A 17,815-nucleotide genomic window follows, 5' to 3' on the forward strand; every position below is an offset into this window, starting at 1 on the left:
CCTTACGGGCCCCATGAGCGGGCGGACAGCGACATCCCCTCTTCAGGAGGGCTTGTGCGGGGCCGTAGCCGCCGCTTCAGCTTTGCGGCCATGGACGTGCGCATTGAGTGCATGCGCCGCAACGACCGGCGCACGTTTTTGCGCCTCCGGCCCGATCAGCAACTTCTGGTACAGTTTGACGTACTGCGTCGCCATTTGCGCCGACGAAAAGCGCTCCTCAAAGCGCCTGCGGATGCCCCTTCGATCAAGGGCTAGAACGGTGGGAAGGGCGGCAACCGCCTCCTCGACACTTGATACGATGTGGCCGGTTACTTCCTTATCAATGATTTCAGGGACTGATCCGCCGCGGAAGGCGAGGACAGGCGTACCGCAGGCCATCGCCTCAATCATCACCAAACCGAAAGGCTCAGGCCAATCGATCGGGAACAGCAAGGCGGCGGCTTGGCCCAAAAATTCGCTCTTGGCGCTCTCGTTGATCTCTCCGATATATTCGATCTGCCTTCCGTCGATCATAGGCTCGATGGTCTCACGGAAATATGCCTCGTCCACCTTATCCACCTTGGCTGCAATTTTCAGTGGAAGACCGGCCTTCCGCGCGATCTCGATGGCGCGGTCAGGCCGCTTCTCCGGCGAGATGCGGCCCAGGAAGGCCAGATAGCCCCCCTTGGAATCGAATGTTGGTTTGTACAGATCGAGCGGCAGGCCGTGATAAACCGTGCCAACGAAGTTTCCCTTCGGCAGTGGAATCCGTTGCGAATCCGAGATCGAGACCAACGGCATCTCCGAGAACCGGACATAGAAGGGCAGGTGGTCGGCCAGATCCTGCCTGCCGTGCAGCGTGGTCAGGCTGCGGCCAGCATCCGCCCGGAACAGGGGGAAATGCAGATAGTCGATATGGAAGTGCAAGATGTCGAATTCGTCAGCGCGCTCTCGAATCTTGTCGAGCATGACCATCATATGGGGGATCGTATCGCGGGCATCCGGATCGAGGCGTAGCGCCTGCGGCGTACAGGCGACGAGTTCCGCGGACGTCATGGAGTCCCCGCTCGCAAACAGCGTTACCTGATGTCCCTGCCTGACCAGCTCTTCGGTCAAGTACGAAACAACCCGCTCCGTTCCGCCGTAGAGCCTCGGCGGCACGCTTTCGAAAAGCGGAGCAACTTGCGCGATCTTCATCCTCCTGCTCCTTTTTCAGTGAGTTGCTCTGAAGTCGGCCGGCTCGGCACTTTCCTTGCGCGCTTTGGACGCGACCTCTGCATTCGAATGCCGACTCCGCTACCGCTTCGAGCGTCGGCGGACCCAAAGCCATAGAAAGTTTCCCTTCGAAACGGCCGTCCGATCACGACGCCGCCAGCGACGAATGCCGGCGGATCGCTCGCGGGAAATGAGTCCTGCAGGGCCACATCGACGAGACCATCCCTCACCTGTAATCCTGGCATGGTCGAGCCTCCGATATTCCTGAATTCGTCATGGTCCGAGGAGCGCGGCCTTTCGGGTCGCGAGAAGTAAATTGGTTTGCTTCACATCCGGCGCAAGAGCTTGAACACGCCTCTTGAAACGGCTGAAGCCGCTTCTAATTTCATTGGCGCACGCGCGGAACTGCGCTGCACCGGGCGCCTTCTATAGGGTCCGGTGATCGGGCGCCGGGCACAGTGTCCGGCGTCGTAACCATGTTGCTCAAGAGGAGGATGTGGCTATGACCACCTTTGATCTTGCCCCCTTATGGCGTTCGACTGTTGGTTTCGATCGCCTGTTCGATCTGCTGGAGGATTCCGCCGAGTGGGCGGGCGGTAACTACCCGCCCTACAACATTGAACGAGCCGGTGACGATAGCTACCGGATCTCGCTCGCCCTGGCCGGATTCTCGCCAGACGAAGTATCCGTTGTGGCGGAGCAGAACGTGCTTACCGTGGAAGGTCGCAAGACCGAGAGGGCATGCACCAGTACCTCTACCAGGGTATCTCTGCGCGTCCGTTCCGGCGGCAGTTCAATCTGGCCGAATACGTCCAGGTAAAGGGCGCCTCGTTCGAAGACGGCGTGCTAAAGATCGATCTCGTGCGTGAGGTCCCCGAAACAATGAGGCCTCGCCAGATCCCGATCAACGCCGTCAACGACAACAAAAGACTCGAGCACACGCAGACGGCCTGATCATCTGGCCACCCGCTGACTCGGCCCGCGGCGCGGTGCCGCCGCGGGCAGGTTGCTCGTCCACGAGGACATCGCGGAAGCCAATTATCAGCCCCAACGCTCATAGGCACGGAGGTCTCGATGAACAATGTCCATGAAACCTGTTTCGAGGCGCCCGCGACGCCAGTCACCCGGTCGGTCTTTCCGGCCGATGCCCATGCGCTGATCTTCAGGCCTGCTCATTCGGTAACGATGTCGGCGCCTAGGCGAAAAAATCAATGGAAGCTGCAATTCGAGCGCCGCTCGTGACCGGCCCCCACGGAGTGGTCCGATTGGAATGTTAGTTTAGAAATTGCTTGGAGCTGCCCCGTTTTGTGGTCCAGGTCCTAGGCAATTTCTCGGGCTATTTGAGTTTGTCGTGCGAACTCGTTCGGGGTCAAGTTGCAGAGCGAGGTATGGGGTCTGTCGTTGTTGTAGTGGCGCCTCCATTCGTCGAGTCGATCGATGGCGTCAGCCATCGACAGGAACCATGATGCGTTGAGACATTCTGCGCGCAGACGACCGTTGAAGGCTTCACAAAATGCGTTGTCCGTTGGCTTTCCGGGTCTGGAGAAGTCGATCTCCACGCCGCTAAGGTGTGCCCATTGATCCAGCATTCTACCGGCAAACTCCGGGCCATTGTCGCAACGAACAGTCTGGGGTTTGCCGCGTTCCGTTACCAGCCGCTCAAGAACATCGACGACCTGGAAGGCTCTAAAATTCGTTCTCGGAACGATCGCAAGCGATTCTCGTGTGTGGCAATCGACAATGGTCAAAAGCCGGAACGGGCGGCCGTCAAACAGTGCATCCGACATAAAGCCCATCGCCCAGTATTGGTTCACGCCGGCGATCTCTGGCCGACCCGAGCGATAGCGCCAGGCTCGCTTGCGCTTCGGTATTTTCGACCTGATGGAGAGCCCTTCTTCGCGATACAGCCGGTAGGTTCGCTTGTGGTTTAAACGATAGCCCTCCCGCAGCAGCAGCACATGGAGACGCCGATAGCCATAGCGGACCCGACTGGCCGCCAGATCCTTCAACCGCATGCGCAGTTCAGTTTGCGGATCACCGCGCGACTTGTAGCGCTGCGAGGATCGATGAAAGCCGGTTGCCTTGCAGGCCCGTCGCTCGCCGATATCGTAGACCTGCTGCAGATGGTGCACGATCTCGCGCCGGACGGCGGGCCTTACCATTTTTTTCGCAGGACATCCTGCAACATCGCTTTGTCCAACGTGAGATCCGCCACCACCCGCTTCAGCTTCGCGTTCTCGTCTTCAAGCTGTTTCAACCGACGGATCTCGGCGACGCCCATGCCGGCGTAAACTTTCTTCCACCGGTAGAACGTCGGCTCTGAGACCCCCATCTTGCGGCAGATCTCCTCGATCGGCGTGCCGCTGTCAGCCTGCCTCAGCGCAAAGGCAATCTGCTCCTCCGAAAACCGCTTCCGCTTCATGGCATCCTCCCTTCGTGGGGTTCAGAATGCCCGAAAAAATTGCCCTCAGCATGGACCAGTTTGGTGGGGCAGGATCAGGTCAGGATCAGGGCGTCGGCGCGATCACAGCTCTATCGGTTGCGTCGGTCTTCGATGATCCCGAGCGCTTCAAGCGATCGTCGAGCGCAGGCGCTTATCTCGGATTGACGCCGCGCCGCTACGAGTCAGGCGAAGTCAGCCGGAATGGGCGGATCTCCAAACACGGAAACCAGATGACGCGTAAGCATCTCTATGAGGCCGCCACGACGTTACTCACCAGAACCAAGGCCTTCTCGACCCTCAAGGCCTGGGGCCTCAAGCTCGCCAAGGTTGCCGGCTTCAAGAAAGCGCGTGTCGCTGTGGCACGGAAGCTCGCCGTCATTCTCCACGCAATGTGGAAGACAAACACCCCGTTCCGTTGGAGCGCTGTGGCCGCATGACCATATCCATGCTGCGCTGACAACGTTTCCAACAGCGCGTCCCGCCGGGACGCATGGCGCGGATCAGGCCGTCCCTTTGAATGTGGCATCACCGAACTTTCCATGATGACCACGTGGACCACTTCGGCCGATCCACCATCCGACGCCAACATGCGGCGATGCAGACCATCGACCGCGGAGAGAACTCTGAGCCCGGCGAGAACGCCCAGTCGTGGAAGAAAAGCTATTGACGAGCGCGATTAGAGAACTTCAAAGGGGGCAGATCAATATGATCGAACCGTCATGGTCACGCTTTGAAATTAACAACCTTTCCTCCGTCCATCGGGCCTTCGAGGTCTCTACTTGGTGCGAGGGACACCGCTATCTCAAGTAATCAAGGCGAACTTGGCGATCGGCGATGGCTTATAAACACTTCGATTCCGTCCGGATTACGCAAAATCTGAAGCGAAACATTATCCTCATGTCGGTATAGAGCGAAATCGATCCTAGCACCGCCAAGTTCGAGGTTGCGCAATACAAGCATATTCAGAAATCGCGGCAAAATAGGGTCGATGAGGCGAATACAATTACATTCAGGTTGAAACTCCAGCCCAAGACAAGCTTGCAACATGGCGAACGGCGCGCCGCAGGCCCATGCCTGGGGCGAGCAGGCCACGGGATATAACGTGGGTGCCTGACCTCTTCGCCGCCGAAAGCCACAAAATAATTCCGGCAATCTGCGCAAGTCCATATAGGATGCTGTACTACTAATGGCTTCAAACACTCTGCACGCGGCTATCTTATACCCGTACCGTGCCATTCCGACAGCAATGAGCGCATTGTCGTGCGGCCAAATGGACCCATTGTGATAGGACATCGGATTATAGCGATTCTCACCAGCGGCGACGGTGCGAATTCCCCATCCTGAGAAGAATTGAGGTGTCATCAGGCCTTGGATGATCCGCTTCGCTCGCTCCGGCGATGCCATTCCACCGAACAGCACATGACCAGCATTCGATGTCCGCACCCGACATGGATTTCCTTCGCCGTCGAGCGCAATCGCGTACGTATCTATCTCGTCGCACCAGAAAGCCTTTTCGAAATGCGACGCCAACGTCTCCGCTTCTCCTTCGAGCCGATCGGCATGATCTGCAGAACCGAGCTTTCGTACCGCCTTCGCAATCGACCGTTTGGCGGCATAGACGTATGCCTGAACTTCCGCAAGAGCGATCGATCCCTCTGCGAGGCGCCCATCGGCATGAAATACAGAATCGAAAGAATCCTTCCATCCCTGATTGACAAGGCCTTCGGTATTGTTGCGGGAGTAACGGAGAAAACCGTGATCGTCCAACGCAGAGTGTTCGTCGATCCACATAAGCGCCGCTTGAATATTGGGCCACAATGATCGAATCGTTTCCATGTCTCCGGTGCGCTCGGCATATTCGCCCGCAAGCAGAACGAACAACGGTGTGGCGTCAACACTTCCGTAGTAAAGTCCGAACGGGATTTCGCGCAGGCGCGCCATCTCGCCGGCCCGCATCTCGTGAAGAATTTTTCCAGGCTCAGCGTCATTGAGTTGATCGGTCGATTTGGCCTGAAACGCGGCCAGTCGCGTTAATACGCCCTGCGCCAGCCGTGGTTTGCACCACAACATCTGCAACGCAGTGAGGATGCCGTCGCGACCGAACGTCGTCGAATACCATGGGATGCCCGCATAGGGATAATCTCCTTCTGGGGTCTCGGTTGTCAGCATCCGAAGATCCCAAAGCGATCGCGCCAGAATTTGATTGATGACATCGCTCGACGTACCGATTCCCACGTGGTCCAATTTTTCCCTTCGCTGTGAACGTGAGGCCTGTGCCATTCCCTTAAGAAATGGCACAGGCGGATCGTCTGGTTTGCCGTTGCATTTTACTGTGAGAAAGATTGATTTACGCTGCCTCGGATCCAGCGTCATATCGTATGCGGCATAGCCATCGTCCATTTGGTCCGGCACAGGATCAAAAGACAGCGATGTACTTCGCTCCTCAGCGTCAAGGCCTTCATAGAAGAGATAGACGCTGTTCTCCCGGATGACCGATGGGCGGCGAGTCCCGCGCCGCACTCTTCGCATCCCGCGCACTTCGAAAATGTCGGCAAAGTCATTTGCGAACGCGAGTGAAACAGTGATCGACACGCGCTCGCTGCCGTGATTGCAAATTCTAAAACGAGTGTAAAAGTGGCCCTGCCAGATAAAGCTCGTTCGGATGATGTGGACGGTATCCTTCGGAAGAACAAGCTGGTCTCTGACGTAGATATCCGAATTTGTGAGATCTGCCATAAGAGCCGTGTTATCATCCCGCACAGTCGAACCTAGCAAAAGCGGCTCCAGTCCATTCACCGTCAGCTTCAGACGGGACAAGTATCGAGTGTCGCAGTTGAAAATTCCATCCGGATCTGACGAGGTGCCGATATCGCCGTAATTGTCTACCACAGCAAAGGTGTCATTCGCTTTGAGTATTCGGCGCGGACGCGCGATCGAGCCCATTGCAGGGATATAAAACGGCGTTTCTTGAGGCGAAATGGCGCCACGTGCTGCATGAGATAGAACGACCACAGGACACCTCCGACGAACGCGACATTGGTCATGATTGGAACGTGTGCATCAATTGCAGAGGCGTAGCATCAAGTTTCCTCTAATTTTGCGCAATCAGATTCATATCCGATCGGCTTACACTCAGTTCGTTACCAGCCGCGGCGGAGCGCCCTTTTCTGGACGCCTTGACTGGCAAACGTTCTGGTAGGCTCTCAGATAGTCCAGCGTCATACGGTTCGAAGCGTTGCTCAAACGTTGAACGCACTTTGCCACGCGAGATCGAGGAAATGTTGTGATGGCACCTACCGCGCTAATTTCGTCCTCGACCACAAATCCCGTTACTCCATTCTCGATGAGCTCTGGGATCGCCCCTATATTGTAGGCAACCACGGGCGTACCGCATGCCATAGCTTCGATAATCACGAGGCCGAAGGGTTCTGGCCAATCAAAGCGATCGCGCCGCTCAGAAAATCCGATTTTTCCGCGTCCGAAATTTCGCCGATGAATTCGACATGCTTCTTTTCCAGCAGCGGGCGGATGCCATTCCTAAAATAGCCGAGATCGGCCACATCGACTTTTGCCGCTATCTTGATGGGAAGGCCGCATCGCTCTGCGATGTGAATGGCGCGGTCGAGACGTTTTTCCGGAGAAATGCGGCCGAGAAATGCAAGGTAAGATGGGGTCTTCAGCTTCGGCGTCAAAAGGTTTTCTGGAAGGCCATGATAAATTGTGTCAATCCAACGCGCCTTCTGAACAGGTCGCCTCTGCGCATTCGAGATTGAAACTAGCGGGATGGATAAAAATGTATCAAATATCGGCTGATGCTCTGGCAGATCCAAGCGCCCATGCAGTGTTGTAATGAAAGGCACTGGCTGGCGTGACATTACCGAGAATGGATAATAATCGAGGTGAAAATGAAGAACGAAGACGCGGTCCAAGACCGTTACCTTCGTCCGCCAAAATCTCCGGAAGCAGCCGTTCGACCTTGCGTCGCCCTTGAGGCGCAGTGATGCCACGCTCCAGCAAGAGCGCACGCAACTGGTTGATCAATGCTGTCCGCTCCGCAACCAATCGCCCGCGGACACGATGCAATGACTGCACTTCGAGCTGCGCCTCGCTCTTGATCTCTACAAAGCGCATTGTCGGCCGGGTGGCTGCTTCTGCGATCGCTTCCGCGTCTCGCTCGTCATTCTTTTGCGCCTTGACATAGGGGCGGACATATTCCGCTGACATCAGTCGTACAGCGTGGCCTTGTGTAGCGATCTGCCGGCCAAGATGATGGGCCCCACAGCACGCCTCCATCGCCACCATGCATTGCTGCAGCTGTGCCGTAAACGGCAACACAGACTCTCGTTTCATCCGCCGCCGAAGGACAATTGCTCCGCTCTCATCCAGCCCCGCCATACTGCAAAGATTCTTGCCGAGGTCGATGCCAACCATCACGATCTTCATGACTCCGCTCCTTCTCACTGGGGACTCAGAACCGGCATTCTACCTGCCGGTCCCGCTGGGAGGGGGCGGGCCATCCCATAAACCTAAACACGAACATATTGGTGATGCAGTCCGCCCAGAATGGCGCGTGAACAAATGACACCGGTTCGCTGAACCGGCCTAGAGACCGGCGCATCCTTGTTCACAAATCGATGGGTCCTGACACGGTTGTAATACTCGGCATAGGATTTGAGTGTCCGGCGCAGATGCGCCTCGCCCAAGACAATGACGCGGTCCACACATTCTCGCCGGATCGATCCAATCAGCTGTTCGGCATAGCCGTTCTGCCAGGGCGAGGCTGGTGCAGTCGGCTTGTCTCGGATGCCCATGGCGCGCAGTCAACGTTTGACGACGGCGCCATAGATCCGATCCCGATCGCGGATGAGGTAGCGCGGGGCTTCGTCCCAAGGAAGGCCTCTGTTAACTGGCGTACAATCCATTCAGCTGTCGAGTTTGTTGTGTACGTTGATCCAGACGAGGTCTCTGCGGTCTAGCCGAACGATGACGAAGGCATAGAGCAGGTCGAAGCCAATGGTCGGAGCAACGAACAAATCCATGGCCGCGATATCTGGGGCATGATTGCGCAGAAAGGTACGCCCTCCCTGACTGGGCGGCCCCGCCGCGTGATCATGTACTTGGCGACGCTCGACTGCGCGAGCTCAAACCCGAGCTTGAGAAGTTCGCCATGGATACGCGGCGCTCCCGAAAGCGGGTTCTCGACGCTGATCCGCCGGATCAGCGCGCGCAGGTCCGTCTCGATCTGCGGCCGTCCTCCCAGCGATCGTGACTTCCACCCCCAATAGCAGCAAAAGCCCGCCCGATGCCAACGCACGAGCGTCTCGGGACGGATAATCATGAGGGCCCGCAGGATCGACGGACACCACCGATACAGCTGGATAAAGAACCAGCGGTCGTTGTACGTGAGCCGGACGCGACCATGCAGCCTACGCTTCAAGACAATCAAATGATGTCGAAGCACCGCGTTCTCAGCTTCAAGCCGCAACTTCGACTTGAATGGCGAGGCCAGGACGGCCAGAACGAAACAAAGCAACCCGATCATTCCGCCAGCTTAGGCGATTCCATCACGTCATCAACTCGGATAAGGTTTCGGTACACACAGGAGCACAGGCGCGCCTGATCGACACCTTCCATTCCGACCGGACCTTGTCGACAAGTTCGCGCTTGCGGCCAGGCCTCAAAGCTTTTTGAAAGCACGTCCTGCAGCATTGCCTTGTCGAGGGACAGGTCCGCGACAATCCGTTTCAGCTTGACATTCTCGTCTTCGAGCTGACGTAAGCGCTTCATCTCCGATGGCATAAGCCGGCGTATTTCTTCCGCCAGTTGCAAAACGTCGCGTCACTGATGCCAGCCTTCCGGCAAACCTCCGCAATCGGCGTGCCGCCCTCCGCCTGCTGCAAAACGAAGGCGATCTGCGCCTCCGTGAACTTCGATGCCTTCATGGAATGCTCCTCGCCCCAACAGGGGACCATAAGTGGAAATTCCAGTTCAGATTGGCCTAATTTGCAGGGAGCACGTCAGATCTTATCGCGTTTGCGGCGCGTTGACCGGAGACCGGACGATCAAAGTCTATCGATATAAAGCCAATACGCGCAGCTCATCTCATGGGCAGGATAATGCATCCTCGCGCCCGTTTACGCCGCAGTCCAACCTCCGTCGTGCGCTATCAATTGGCCGGTGATGAATAGGGACGCATCGCTAGACAAGTAATGAACTAACCCGGCTAGTTCGTTGGGGCTTCCAAGCCGCCGGAAAGGTGTACGACGCAAGATGGCATCATTTAGCAATTGAGTCTCGGAAATCGACGCAAAGGCACGCCGCTCCTCGCCGAGTTCAGTTCCGCTATGAAAACCCGGCGCTACAGCGTTACAACGAATATTGTCTGCGGCATACTCTGCGGCCAGTTGTCGGGTGAAACTCGCCATGCCTCCCTTCGAAGCGGAATATGCTGCGCTTATGGCTGACGCTCCGGGATAAAATCCGACTATTCCCGTTATGGAAGCAATATTAATGATGGATCCGCCTCCCTTCTCCATCATGTAGGGTAGCACCGCCTTGGCGCAAAGATATGTTCCTCGCAAATTGATGCTCATCACTCTATCCCAGTCCGTGGTAGGCAACTCGTGGATGCGTACCGGACGCGTGCTAATGCCCGCATTGTTGACGAGAACATCGATCCGACCAAATGTTTTGATTATGCTTTGAACCGCATCATTCAAGATATTCTCTTCGGAGACATCGGCAATGTAGACGTCTGCGACTCCACTGGATCGCTGGATCGCAGAGACGGTTTCACTGGCACCACGCACATCACGATCAAGGCAAGCAATCGACGCTCCGGCGCTCGCAAGCGTCATGGCAAACTGGCGGCCCAACCCACCACCTGCGCCCGTCACCAAGATAACCTTTTCATGAAGACTAAAGGGTGAGCTGGTCGACATATGCTAAATCTCCCGGATATTACCGACCCAGAAATTTGAGCACGGCCTGAGAGAATGCCGTGCTTTGCTCCACATTAGAGATGTGGGCTGCATCTAACACCGCGAGTTTCGCACTCGGAATTTGACTTGCGATGAACTCAGCGTCTTTTAGCGGAGTCGATAGATCCCGTTCGCCTGCGATCACCAAAGTTGGGTTCTTGATATCTGCAAGCAAATAGCGCTGGTCGAGGCTACTCAAGGCTTCACAAGTTTGGATATAACCATCTTGGGAAGTAGCCAGCAGCATGGCCTTCATTCGCTCAGCAATAACCGGCTCTCTCTGGCGAAAATCTGCCGTAAGCCATCCTGATACGACACGCTCTGCAATCGATTCCATACCCCCGTCTTTAACCGCCTGAATCCTATCAAGCCAGAACGCCGGGCTGCAGTAGTAACAAGTTGTGTTTGCAAGAATGACTTTGTCGAACCGGGAAGGAACATTGGCCGCGAGCCATTGTCCAATCATTCCACCAAGCGAAAGTCCGCACCAGTGCGCTTTGCCGATGTCCAGAGCGTCCATTATGGCCAGAATATCACCCGCAAACTGCGCCACTGAATACGAACCTTCTGGAACAGCCGAGTTGCCTTGGCCGCGACAATCGTACCGAACGATCCGATAATCCCGCGTCAAAGCAGCGACCTGCGAGTCCCACATTTCCAACGAGGTCCCAAGCGAATTCGACAATACGATTGTCGGCGCAGTCGCAGATCCTTGAACTTTGACGCGGAAGGAGAGGCCATTTGCATCCACTTGCATCGCAGTACACCCCCAAGCGTAGATCTCAGTTTATCACTCCTGCGCGGCCAGAAATAACCGTTAAACGGAGCGCATCGCGGCCGTCTGTTTCACCTGCATCAGTGCACGACGGACATACACGCGGCAGAGCTCTTGCTTGTCTTGCGCAGAAAAATGCATGTCGCCTTCGATATTGAGACTTTCGCAAGCTAGATTGCTCGCATCTGCAATCCGCCGCTCCTCGAATGGATGACCAACAAGAAATTTTTCAACCTGCAAACCACGAATCGCATTCGCCCCTACCCCCGTGATTCCGATCCGCGCATCCACGCATTGGCCACTGGGCGTAACTTGAGCAATCGCAGCCACTCCGACGACGGCAAAGCGCGATGCTGGGTGCGGCAGCTTCAAGTAGGTCGCAGCTACATTGCTGGCCAGCAAGGGAATCCTGATCTGGGTGAGGATTTCACCGTCTTCGATGGCGGTCGTCATCAGGCCCTGAAACCAGTCCGCCGCCGCAACCACGCGCGTTCCACTCGAGCTCACGCAAACCATTTCGGCATTGAGCGCGACGATGCTCGCCGGATAGTCAGCCGCAGGATCGGAGTTAACAACGGAGCCGCCGATTGTTCCTCTGTTCCTGACCTGAGGATCGGCAATAAGCGCAGCGACCTTCGACAGATAAGGAAGTGCGTTTCGGACCACCGGAGACGATTCGACCTGCCAGTGCGTAACCATGGCGCCGACAATGAGTGTGTTATCTTCAACGCCAATTTGGCTTAACTCGGCGATGCCAGATAAATCGATCAAATGTTGCGGGCTCGTCAAACGGAGCTTCAGCGCGGGAATCAGACTTTGGCCACCCGCCAGAAGTTTAGCATCATCGCCCAGAGCGGTGAGCATCTCGACGGCTTCCGATAGAGCGGCTGGCTTGTGATAATCAAACGGTGCGGGAAACATCAGGATGCCGCTGTTCCGGCGTGGCGAGAAATCGGCTTACCCGCCATTGAATCGGCAGCCGCTTCGATCGCTTTGATGATTCCGTGATAGCCGGTACAGCGGCAGATGTTGCCATCCAGTTGATGCCGAATTTCCTCAGGCGTCGGGTCCGGATATCGCTCGAGAAGCTGTTTCGCAGCCATGATCATACCCGGCGTGCAGAAGCCACATTGCAAACCGTGATGGGCACGAAAGGCTTCTTGAATTGGATGTAGCTTCTCGTTGGCGGCCAACCCTTCAATAGTGACGATATCGGCATTATTGGCTTGCACGGTAAAAATCGTGCACGATTTCACAGCTTGGCCATCAAGGCTAATCGTACAAGCTCCGCACTGTGTCGTGTCGCAACCGACATGTGTCCCGGTCAGCGCCAGAACGTCACGAAGAAAATGAACAAGCAAGAGGCGCGACTCGACCTCCGCACTCCGGTCCTGACCGTTCACCCTGATTTTAATCGCGTGCTTCATTGAGACCGGATCGCCTCCAGAACGGAACTCATGGTCACTGGCAGCCTGGTGATCTGTACATCCCCATCTAACGCATCTTCAATCGCCGCGGCAATGGCCGCCGGAGGAGAGTTGGGGCCACTCTCGCCAACAGACTTGATACCGAGAGGATTGTCAGGTGTCGGGAATCTGAGATGCTCAACATCCAGATCCGGGATATCCGATGCACGTGGAACAAAATAATCCATCAGCGTACCGCTGCGAACCTGACCTTCCTGGTCGTAGGCATTGCACTCGCCGAGTGCGATGCCAAGCCCTTGCGCGAAGCCACCTGATATCTGCCCATCAACGACCAATGGATTGAGCGGCAATCCGCAGTCGTGAACGAAAACGTACTTCAAGATATCGACTTTACCAGTCTCACGATCAACTTCCACTACGACGATGTTGACGCCGCTGGCCCAGGTGACCGTCTTCGGATAGAAGAACTCCGTTGCAACAAGCCCTGGACCACCGAGCTCGGCCATGCCCCGATCTCGAATGGACCGACCGGCGAGTTCTGCGATTCCTATCTGATTTTGACGCGCACCGATAACGGACAGCACTCCGTCGTTGATCTCAATCTCGCTTTCTGCGCAGCCCAGAATTCTCGCGGCGAGCGCAACCGCTTTCCTGCGAACCTCGATCGCCGCTTTATGCACCGCATTTCCGGAGTTTACTGCCACGCGGCTGGCACCGGTTCCAAAGCCCACGTTCATCAGACTGGTGTCACCGCCCAGCACCCGAACGTCATCGATCTTGACGCCCAATGCCGCGGAACAGACTTGCGCAAGCGTCGTCTCGTGACTCTGTCCCTGCGAATTCACGCCGATCTTCACGGTTACCCGGCCGGCTTCGTCGATCTTGATCGACGCTCCTTCGCATGGTCCAAGTCCCCCGCCCTCCACGTAACTTGAAATTCCGATGCCTATCGACCGGCCGGCACCCCGAAGCTCTTTCTGCCGTTCGCGCCATCCATCATAGTCGGCGCGCTTGCGCGCGGTATCAAGCAACAGAGGGAAGTCGATATTTTCGTACGTCACGGGCACGCCGTCGCGGTACACCATGCCATTCCGGTAAGGCATATCCTCCGGCATGACGATATTCTTGAGACGGACCTCGATCGGATCGAGGCCCGTCGCACCAGCGACAGCGTCGAGCATACGATCCATTGTGAAAACCGCTTCGACACGACCCGCCCCGCGATACGGGCTTCCGGGTGAGGTGTTGGTGCTCACCGCCCATCCCTCGATCCGCATGTTCGGGATCTTGTAATGGGTGGTGAGATGATTGATCGTGTTGATCTGCAGCATCATGTCAAAGTGATCGTACGCACCGATCTCTTTGTGCATTTCCAGGTCCATTCCCAGAATGGTCCCATCCCGTTTCGCAGCCACACGAACCTTGTTCGCCTGGTTGCCGGAATGATTGGACGCGGTCATATGCTCCATGCGCGTCTCGGCCCAGCGCAACGGGCGTCCAAGACGCCGGGCTATCAGCGGAACGATAACGTCTTCGGCGTGGAGAACGCCTTTCAGACCAAACCCGCCGCCGATATCGCGGGCGATGACGCGAACGCTCTCCGCCGGCATACCCAGGATTCCGGCCAACGTGTTCCGCAGCATATAATGAAACTGGCAGGTCGACCATACATTGAGTGTTCCAGTCGCCCGCTCCCATTGAGCTGCGACGGCACGGCACTCGATCGCCATCGACTTCAAGCTTTGCGTTTCGAGTGTTCGCTCCACGACAACATCCGCCTCGCGGAACGCTGCGTCAATGTCACCGAAACCATGCTTGAGGTGCGCAACGATATTGTCGAATCCGGTGTGCACGCGCGGCGCGTCCGGCTTGACGGCGTCCCTCCACGAAGCAACTACGGGCAGCGCCTCATACTCGACTTCCACTGCATCGACACCATCAACCGCGGCATAAGGCGATTCTGCAATAACGGCGGCGATTTGCTCGCCAACGTAACAAACCTTCTTCGGAAACAAATGGTGTGGAGCGACCTTGAGCGAGTCGATATAGGGGCTGACGAGCGTGACAGACCCATTCAGCTCAGGCAGGCGAGAGCTTAGCTCGGGCCACTCGTCGCCCGTGATGACGGTGACAACCCCCGGCACTTGCCGCGCGCGACCTGCATCCACACGACGAACAATTGCGTGAGCGTGAACGCTCCGCACAAAGGACACATAAAGCATTCCCGGAAGCTGTACATCCTCTACATAGAGTCCAGCTCCGGTAATGAAGCGCTCATCTTCCTTGCGGCGGACCGATCGTCCCAGCATGCTATCGACCTGTGCGAGGAATGCTTTTTTATGCTCTCAGAGATGCCTCAACATGAAATCAGCCAGTGCCGGGCGGACAATATGTGCACGATCGTGGCAACAATGCACGCTATCATCCCAGATGATGGTTTCGACGTGACATTTCAGATCCCTGATAAGGCTTGTCGCGTTATCGATCGGGGTGATCACATCGAGTCCTCCATGAACCACCAACGTCGGGCATGTGATGCTCGGAGCATATTTTGACAAGTCGATAGTATCGTAGAATGCCTTTGCCTCTTCAAGAGTTTTGCTTCCGCTCACGAACATGAAGCCTTCAAGCGTGTGCTTTGGCACTTCCGCAAGGTTCTGGAGGTGATACATCACACCCCACGCGACAAGAGCCTTGATACGCTTATCGATGGCAGCCGTCTTCGGCGCGTAGCAACCGCCCATGCTGCGACCAATGATGCCTATGCGATTACTGTCGATCTCCGGCCGCGTTTCGACGTAATCGATGGCCGCAACGACGGCCTTTTCGAAATCAGTTCGCCAGCGCATTTCAAACAATGTTTCGCCCTGACCGGGGCCGTCAAACGCGAGAATCGCAAGTCCGCGACGCAAGCAATGATCCGCCACTGTCAGATAGTCTTCCTTGGTGGTATCGAGACCGCCCAGAAGGATGACGCAAGGCGGCTTCCTGACGCCAACCGGCGCACGGAGATAGCCGGCCATCTTGATGTTTTCGAACGGGATTTCAACCCGCTCCATCGGCACCTCCAGCAGCGGCGCAGCGCGCTTGAATGCATCACGCTTCTTATCGTGCACTTGCTTCTTGAGATGCAGATCGTCAAATAGAAGATACTGCCCGTAATGGTAATAGAGTGAAGCGCGCGCGAACTCGGTGGCCGCCGTTAGCAACGTTTTAGCGGCGAGCGCCTCTTCACCGCGCTTCTCGGCCTGGGCAGCCCACTTCGACCAAGTTTCCGGCCAGGCACTCCAATCAGGAGCAGCAGCGCGGATATCCATCAGGTCCCTGTAATGAACGCCGTCAGCTAGGAATCTATGAATGCCTTGATCGATCGCAGTTTCAACAGCAGCTTTGGTCACTTTAGTTCCTCACCTCTCGGCTCCCTGCTATAGGTTGCCGGCAGTAGTTATTGCGGGCCGCACGATGGATCTTTTGATCCACTTCAATCGCTCGATGCGGGCAGATCAAGTAACGCGAACGGACAACCAAAGCTCGCCGTTACGCAAAAGTTTGTATACAAAGTTGTCTGAGATGTCAACGCACCGCTGGAATGTTCAAATGGCAAAGCTGCAACGCCCTCTTCTTCCGAAAGGTTCTGGAAGACATTCGCTTCTGTATCGAGATGTTGCGGAGAAACTGCGCTTGCGTATTGCGAGCGGGAAATATCTTCCCAACTCGAAGCTCCCGCCGCTCTCCGATCTTGTGGAGGAATTCAAGGTCAGTGAAATCTCCGTGCGACGCGCATTGCGGGAGCTGAGCTATGAAGGTCTGGTTTACGGTGAACAGGGTCGCGGAATCTTCATCAAGCCTAAGAGCGTTATTCATCGCGTTTTCGCTGCCGATGCGGAGCATACTATCGGCGATGAGATCGAACGCGCCGGCTTCAAACCGACGGTGAAGGAACTTAAACGCGACCAGATAGCCGCTGATGGAGAGATTGCTTCAAGACTTCGTATCGTTCAGGGCACCAAGATCTACCGCCATCAAAAGCTTGTTTATGCCAATGAGGAGCCGGTCAGCCTGCATTTTTTGTATCTGACAGATGAAATGTTCGAGCGTCTGAAGGATCAACTGAATCACGGATTCGCCTTCGCCATGCTGAAGCGAGCTCGATTAAATGTGGCCAAATCCCGATTTGGTTTCGCCTCAACCGCCCTGAGCGCGGAGTATTCCGCCTTGTTCGAAATGCCGGCGGGTTTTCCAATGGGTGTCGTTTACTTCACACCTCTTTCAAAGAGCGAAAAGCCCTTTTTGACTGGAACTACAATCTATCGCTCCGACCGCTTCGTATTTGACGTTGACGTCCATGCCTAACTAAATGCTCGTGCCGCGTTCGATCGAGTAACTTCTATCAAGCATCTTTGCCGCGTGGTTGACCTCGGATTGCGCGATCAGAACCGCGAGTTTTTCACCGCGCAATGCACCAATCACTTCAGACACGCGCTGGGACAACGCAGGCGCGACACCTTCAAACGGTTCGTCAAGAAGAAGAACCTTGGTTCCAGCCATGATCGCCCGCGCAAGGGCAACCAGTTTTTGCTGTCCACCGCTGAGTTGAAGAGCCTTGCGATCGCGCATTGTGGCGATTTCCGGCAAAAGATCGTAAGCGAAGGCCAGCCGTTTTTTGTGATCGATCTGGGGCATTGCCCAAGACGGCACTAGGATGTTTTCCTCCACCGTAAGCAGGGGCACGAGGCGCCGGTCTTCAGGCAGATAGCCAATTCCCAGCGCCGCGCGCTGATGCGGCTTTAGGTGATCGATACTGCGGCCATCGACGAGAATTTCGCCGTCTTTTAGAGGAGCTAGTCCCATAAGCGCGCGGATCGTCGTGGTCTTACCGGCACCGTTGCGGCCCACGAGTCCGATCATCTCACCCGGCGCGAGTGTCAGGCTCACGCCGCGCAGAATCTCGATCGACTTGATGAGCACTTCGATATTCTTTACCTCGATCATATCT

Annotated in this window: 13 protein-coding genes and 5 pseudogenes; 3 read left to right on the plus strand and 15 right to left on the minus strand. The window is 56.1% G+C overall.

Annotated elements, in window-relative coordinates:
• Positions 1-42: 42 nt before the first annotated feature.
• Complete coding sequence (locus BN32_RS21005; RefSeq protein ID WP_019196040.1) at positions 43-1,176, minus strand: glycosyltransferase family 4 protein; 1,134 nt, start codon at positions 1,174-1,176, stop codon at positions 43-45.
• A gap of 520 nt (positions 1,177-1,696) precedes the next feature.
• On the opposite strand from BN32_RS21005, the pseudogene BN32_RS21010 reads away from it, so the two are divergent.
• Positions 1,697-2,148, plus strand: a pseudogene (locus BN32_RS21010) (Hsp20 family protein).
• Between the two features lie 365 nt (positions 2,149-2,513).
• On the opposite strand, the gene BN32_RS21015 reads toward BN32_RS21010, so the two are convergent.
• Positions 2,514-3,616 (minus strand): IS3 family transposase gene (locus tag BN32_RS21015; RefSeq protein WP_152343899.1). Its coding sequence is split into 2 segments (ribosomal slippage): positions 2,514-3,355 and positions 3,355-3,616, totalling 1,104 coding nucleotides; the frame shifts between segments, so codons are not numbered across the junction.
• A gap of 89 nt (positions 3,617-3,705) precedes the next feature.
• On the opposite strand from BN32_RS21015, the pseudogene BN32_RS21025 reads away from it, so the two are divergent.
• Positions 3,706-4,074: pseudogene (locus BN32_RS21025) on the plus strand (transposase); the annotation flags it as partial.
• Positions 4,075-4,447: 373 nt separating this feature from the next.
• Here BN32_RS21025 and BN32_RS21030 read toward each other — a convergent pair.
• The 12 genes and pseudogenes from BN32_RS21030 to BN32_RS25720 all read right to left on the minus strand — a co-directional run bounded on the left by BN32_RS21030 (position 4,448) and on the right by BN32_RS25720 (position 16,217).
• On the minus strand, positions 4,448-6,580 hold the full coding sequence (locus BN32_RS21030) for an amylo-alpha-1,6-glucosidase (protein WP_019196034.1): 2,133 nt from the start codon (positions 6,578-6,580) through the stop codon (positions 4,448-4,450).
• Positions 6,581-6,769: 189 nt separating this feature from the next.
• A pseudogene (locus BN32_RS28270) lies at positions 6,770-7,551 on the minus strand (glycosyltransferase); the annotation flags it as partial.
• Positions 7,547-8,080, minus strand: a pseudogene (locus BN32_RS21040) (IS110 family RNA-guided transposase); the annotation flags it as partial. The pseudogenes BN32_RS28270 and BN32_RS21040, both read right to left, overlap by 5 nt.
• 83 nt (positions 8,081-8,163) lie before the next feature.
• Entirely contained in the window at positions 8,164-8,448 is a 285-nt protein-coding gene (locus tag BN32_RS26460) for an integrase core domain-containing protein (RefSeq protein WP_082757661.1), read from the minus strand.
• A gap of 161 nt (positions 8,449-8,609) precedes the next feature.
• Positions 8,610-9,179, minus strand: a complete 570-nt coding sequence (locus BN32_RS25715; protein ID WP_051488557.1) for a hypothetical protein — start codon at positions 9,177-9,179, stop codon at positions 8,610-8,612.
• Positions 9,180-9,243: 64 nt separating this feature from the next.
• Positions 9,244-9,579, minus strand: a pseudogene (locus BN32_RS26465) (transposase); the annotation flags it as partial.
• Positions 9,580-9,771: 192 nt separating this feature from the next.
• Positions 9,772-10,578, minus strand: a complete 807-nt coding sequence (locus BN32_RS21060) for an SDR family NAD(P)-dependent oxidoreductase (RefSeq protein WP_019196031.1) — start codon at positions 10,576-10,578, stop codon at positions 9,772-9,774.
• Between the two features lie 19 nt (positions 10,579-10,597).
• Complete coding sequence (gene pcaD / locus BN32_RS21065; RefSeq protein WP_019196030.1) at positions 10,598-11,374, minus strand: 3-oxoadipate enol-lactonase; 777 nt, start codon at positions 11,372-11,374, stop codon at positions 10,598-10,600.
• Positions 11,375-11,434: 60 nt separating this feature from the next.
• Positions 11,435-12,313, minus strand: coding sequence for an FAD binding domain-containing protein (locus BN32_RS21070; protein WP_019196029.1), 879 nt, complete (start codon positions 12,311-12,313; stop codon positions 11,435-11,437).
• A complete protein-coding gene (locus BN32_RS21075) occupies positions 12,313-12,819 on the minus strand; it encodes a (2Fe-2S)-binding protein (protein ID WP_019196028.1) in 507 nt (168 codons plus the stop codon). Before BN32_RS21075 ends, BN32_RS21070 begins: the two co-directional genes overlap by 1 nt.
• Entirely contained in the window at positions 12,816-15,128 is a 2,313-nt protein-coding gene (locus tag BN32_RS21080; protein WP_019196027.1) for a xanthine dehydrogenase family protein molybdopterin-binding subunit, read from the minus strand. Before BN32_RS21080 ends, BN32_RS21075 begins: the two co-directional genes overlap by 4 nt.
• Before the next feature lie 36 nt (positions 15,129-15,164).
• Positions 15,165-16,217, minus strand: coding sequence for an alpha/beta hydrolase family protein (locus BN32_RS25720; protein WP_152343665.1), 1,053 nt, complete (start codon positions 16,215-16,217; stop codon positions 15,165-15,167).
• 199 nt (positions 16,218-16,416) lie between these two features.
• On the opposite strand from BN32_RS25720, the gene BN32_RS21090 reads away from it, so the two are divergent.
• The gene (locus BN32_RS21090; RefSeq protein WP_019196025.1) at positions 16,417-17,172 is read left to right on the plus strand and encodes a GntR family transcriptional regulator; all 756 of its coding nucleotides are present in this window, start codon (positions 16,417-16,419) and stop codon (positions 17,170-17,172) included.
• On the opposite strand, the gene BN32_RS21095 is transcribed toward BN32_RS21090, so the two are convergent.
• Positions 17,173-17,811: an ABC transporter ATP-binding protein gene (locus BN32_RS21095; protein ID WP_019196024.1), complete on the minus strand. Its 639-nt coding sequence runs from the start codon at positions 17,809-17,811 to the stop codon at positions 17,173-17,175. It lies immediately after the preceding gene.
• Positions 17,812-17,815 lie beyond the last annotated feature (4 nt).

It is taken from the genome of Afipia birgiae 34632, assembly GCF_000308295.2.
Lineage (GTDB): Bacteria > Pseudomonadota > Alphaproteobacteria > Rhizobiales > Xanthobacteraceae > Afipia > Afipia birgiae.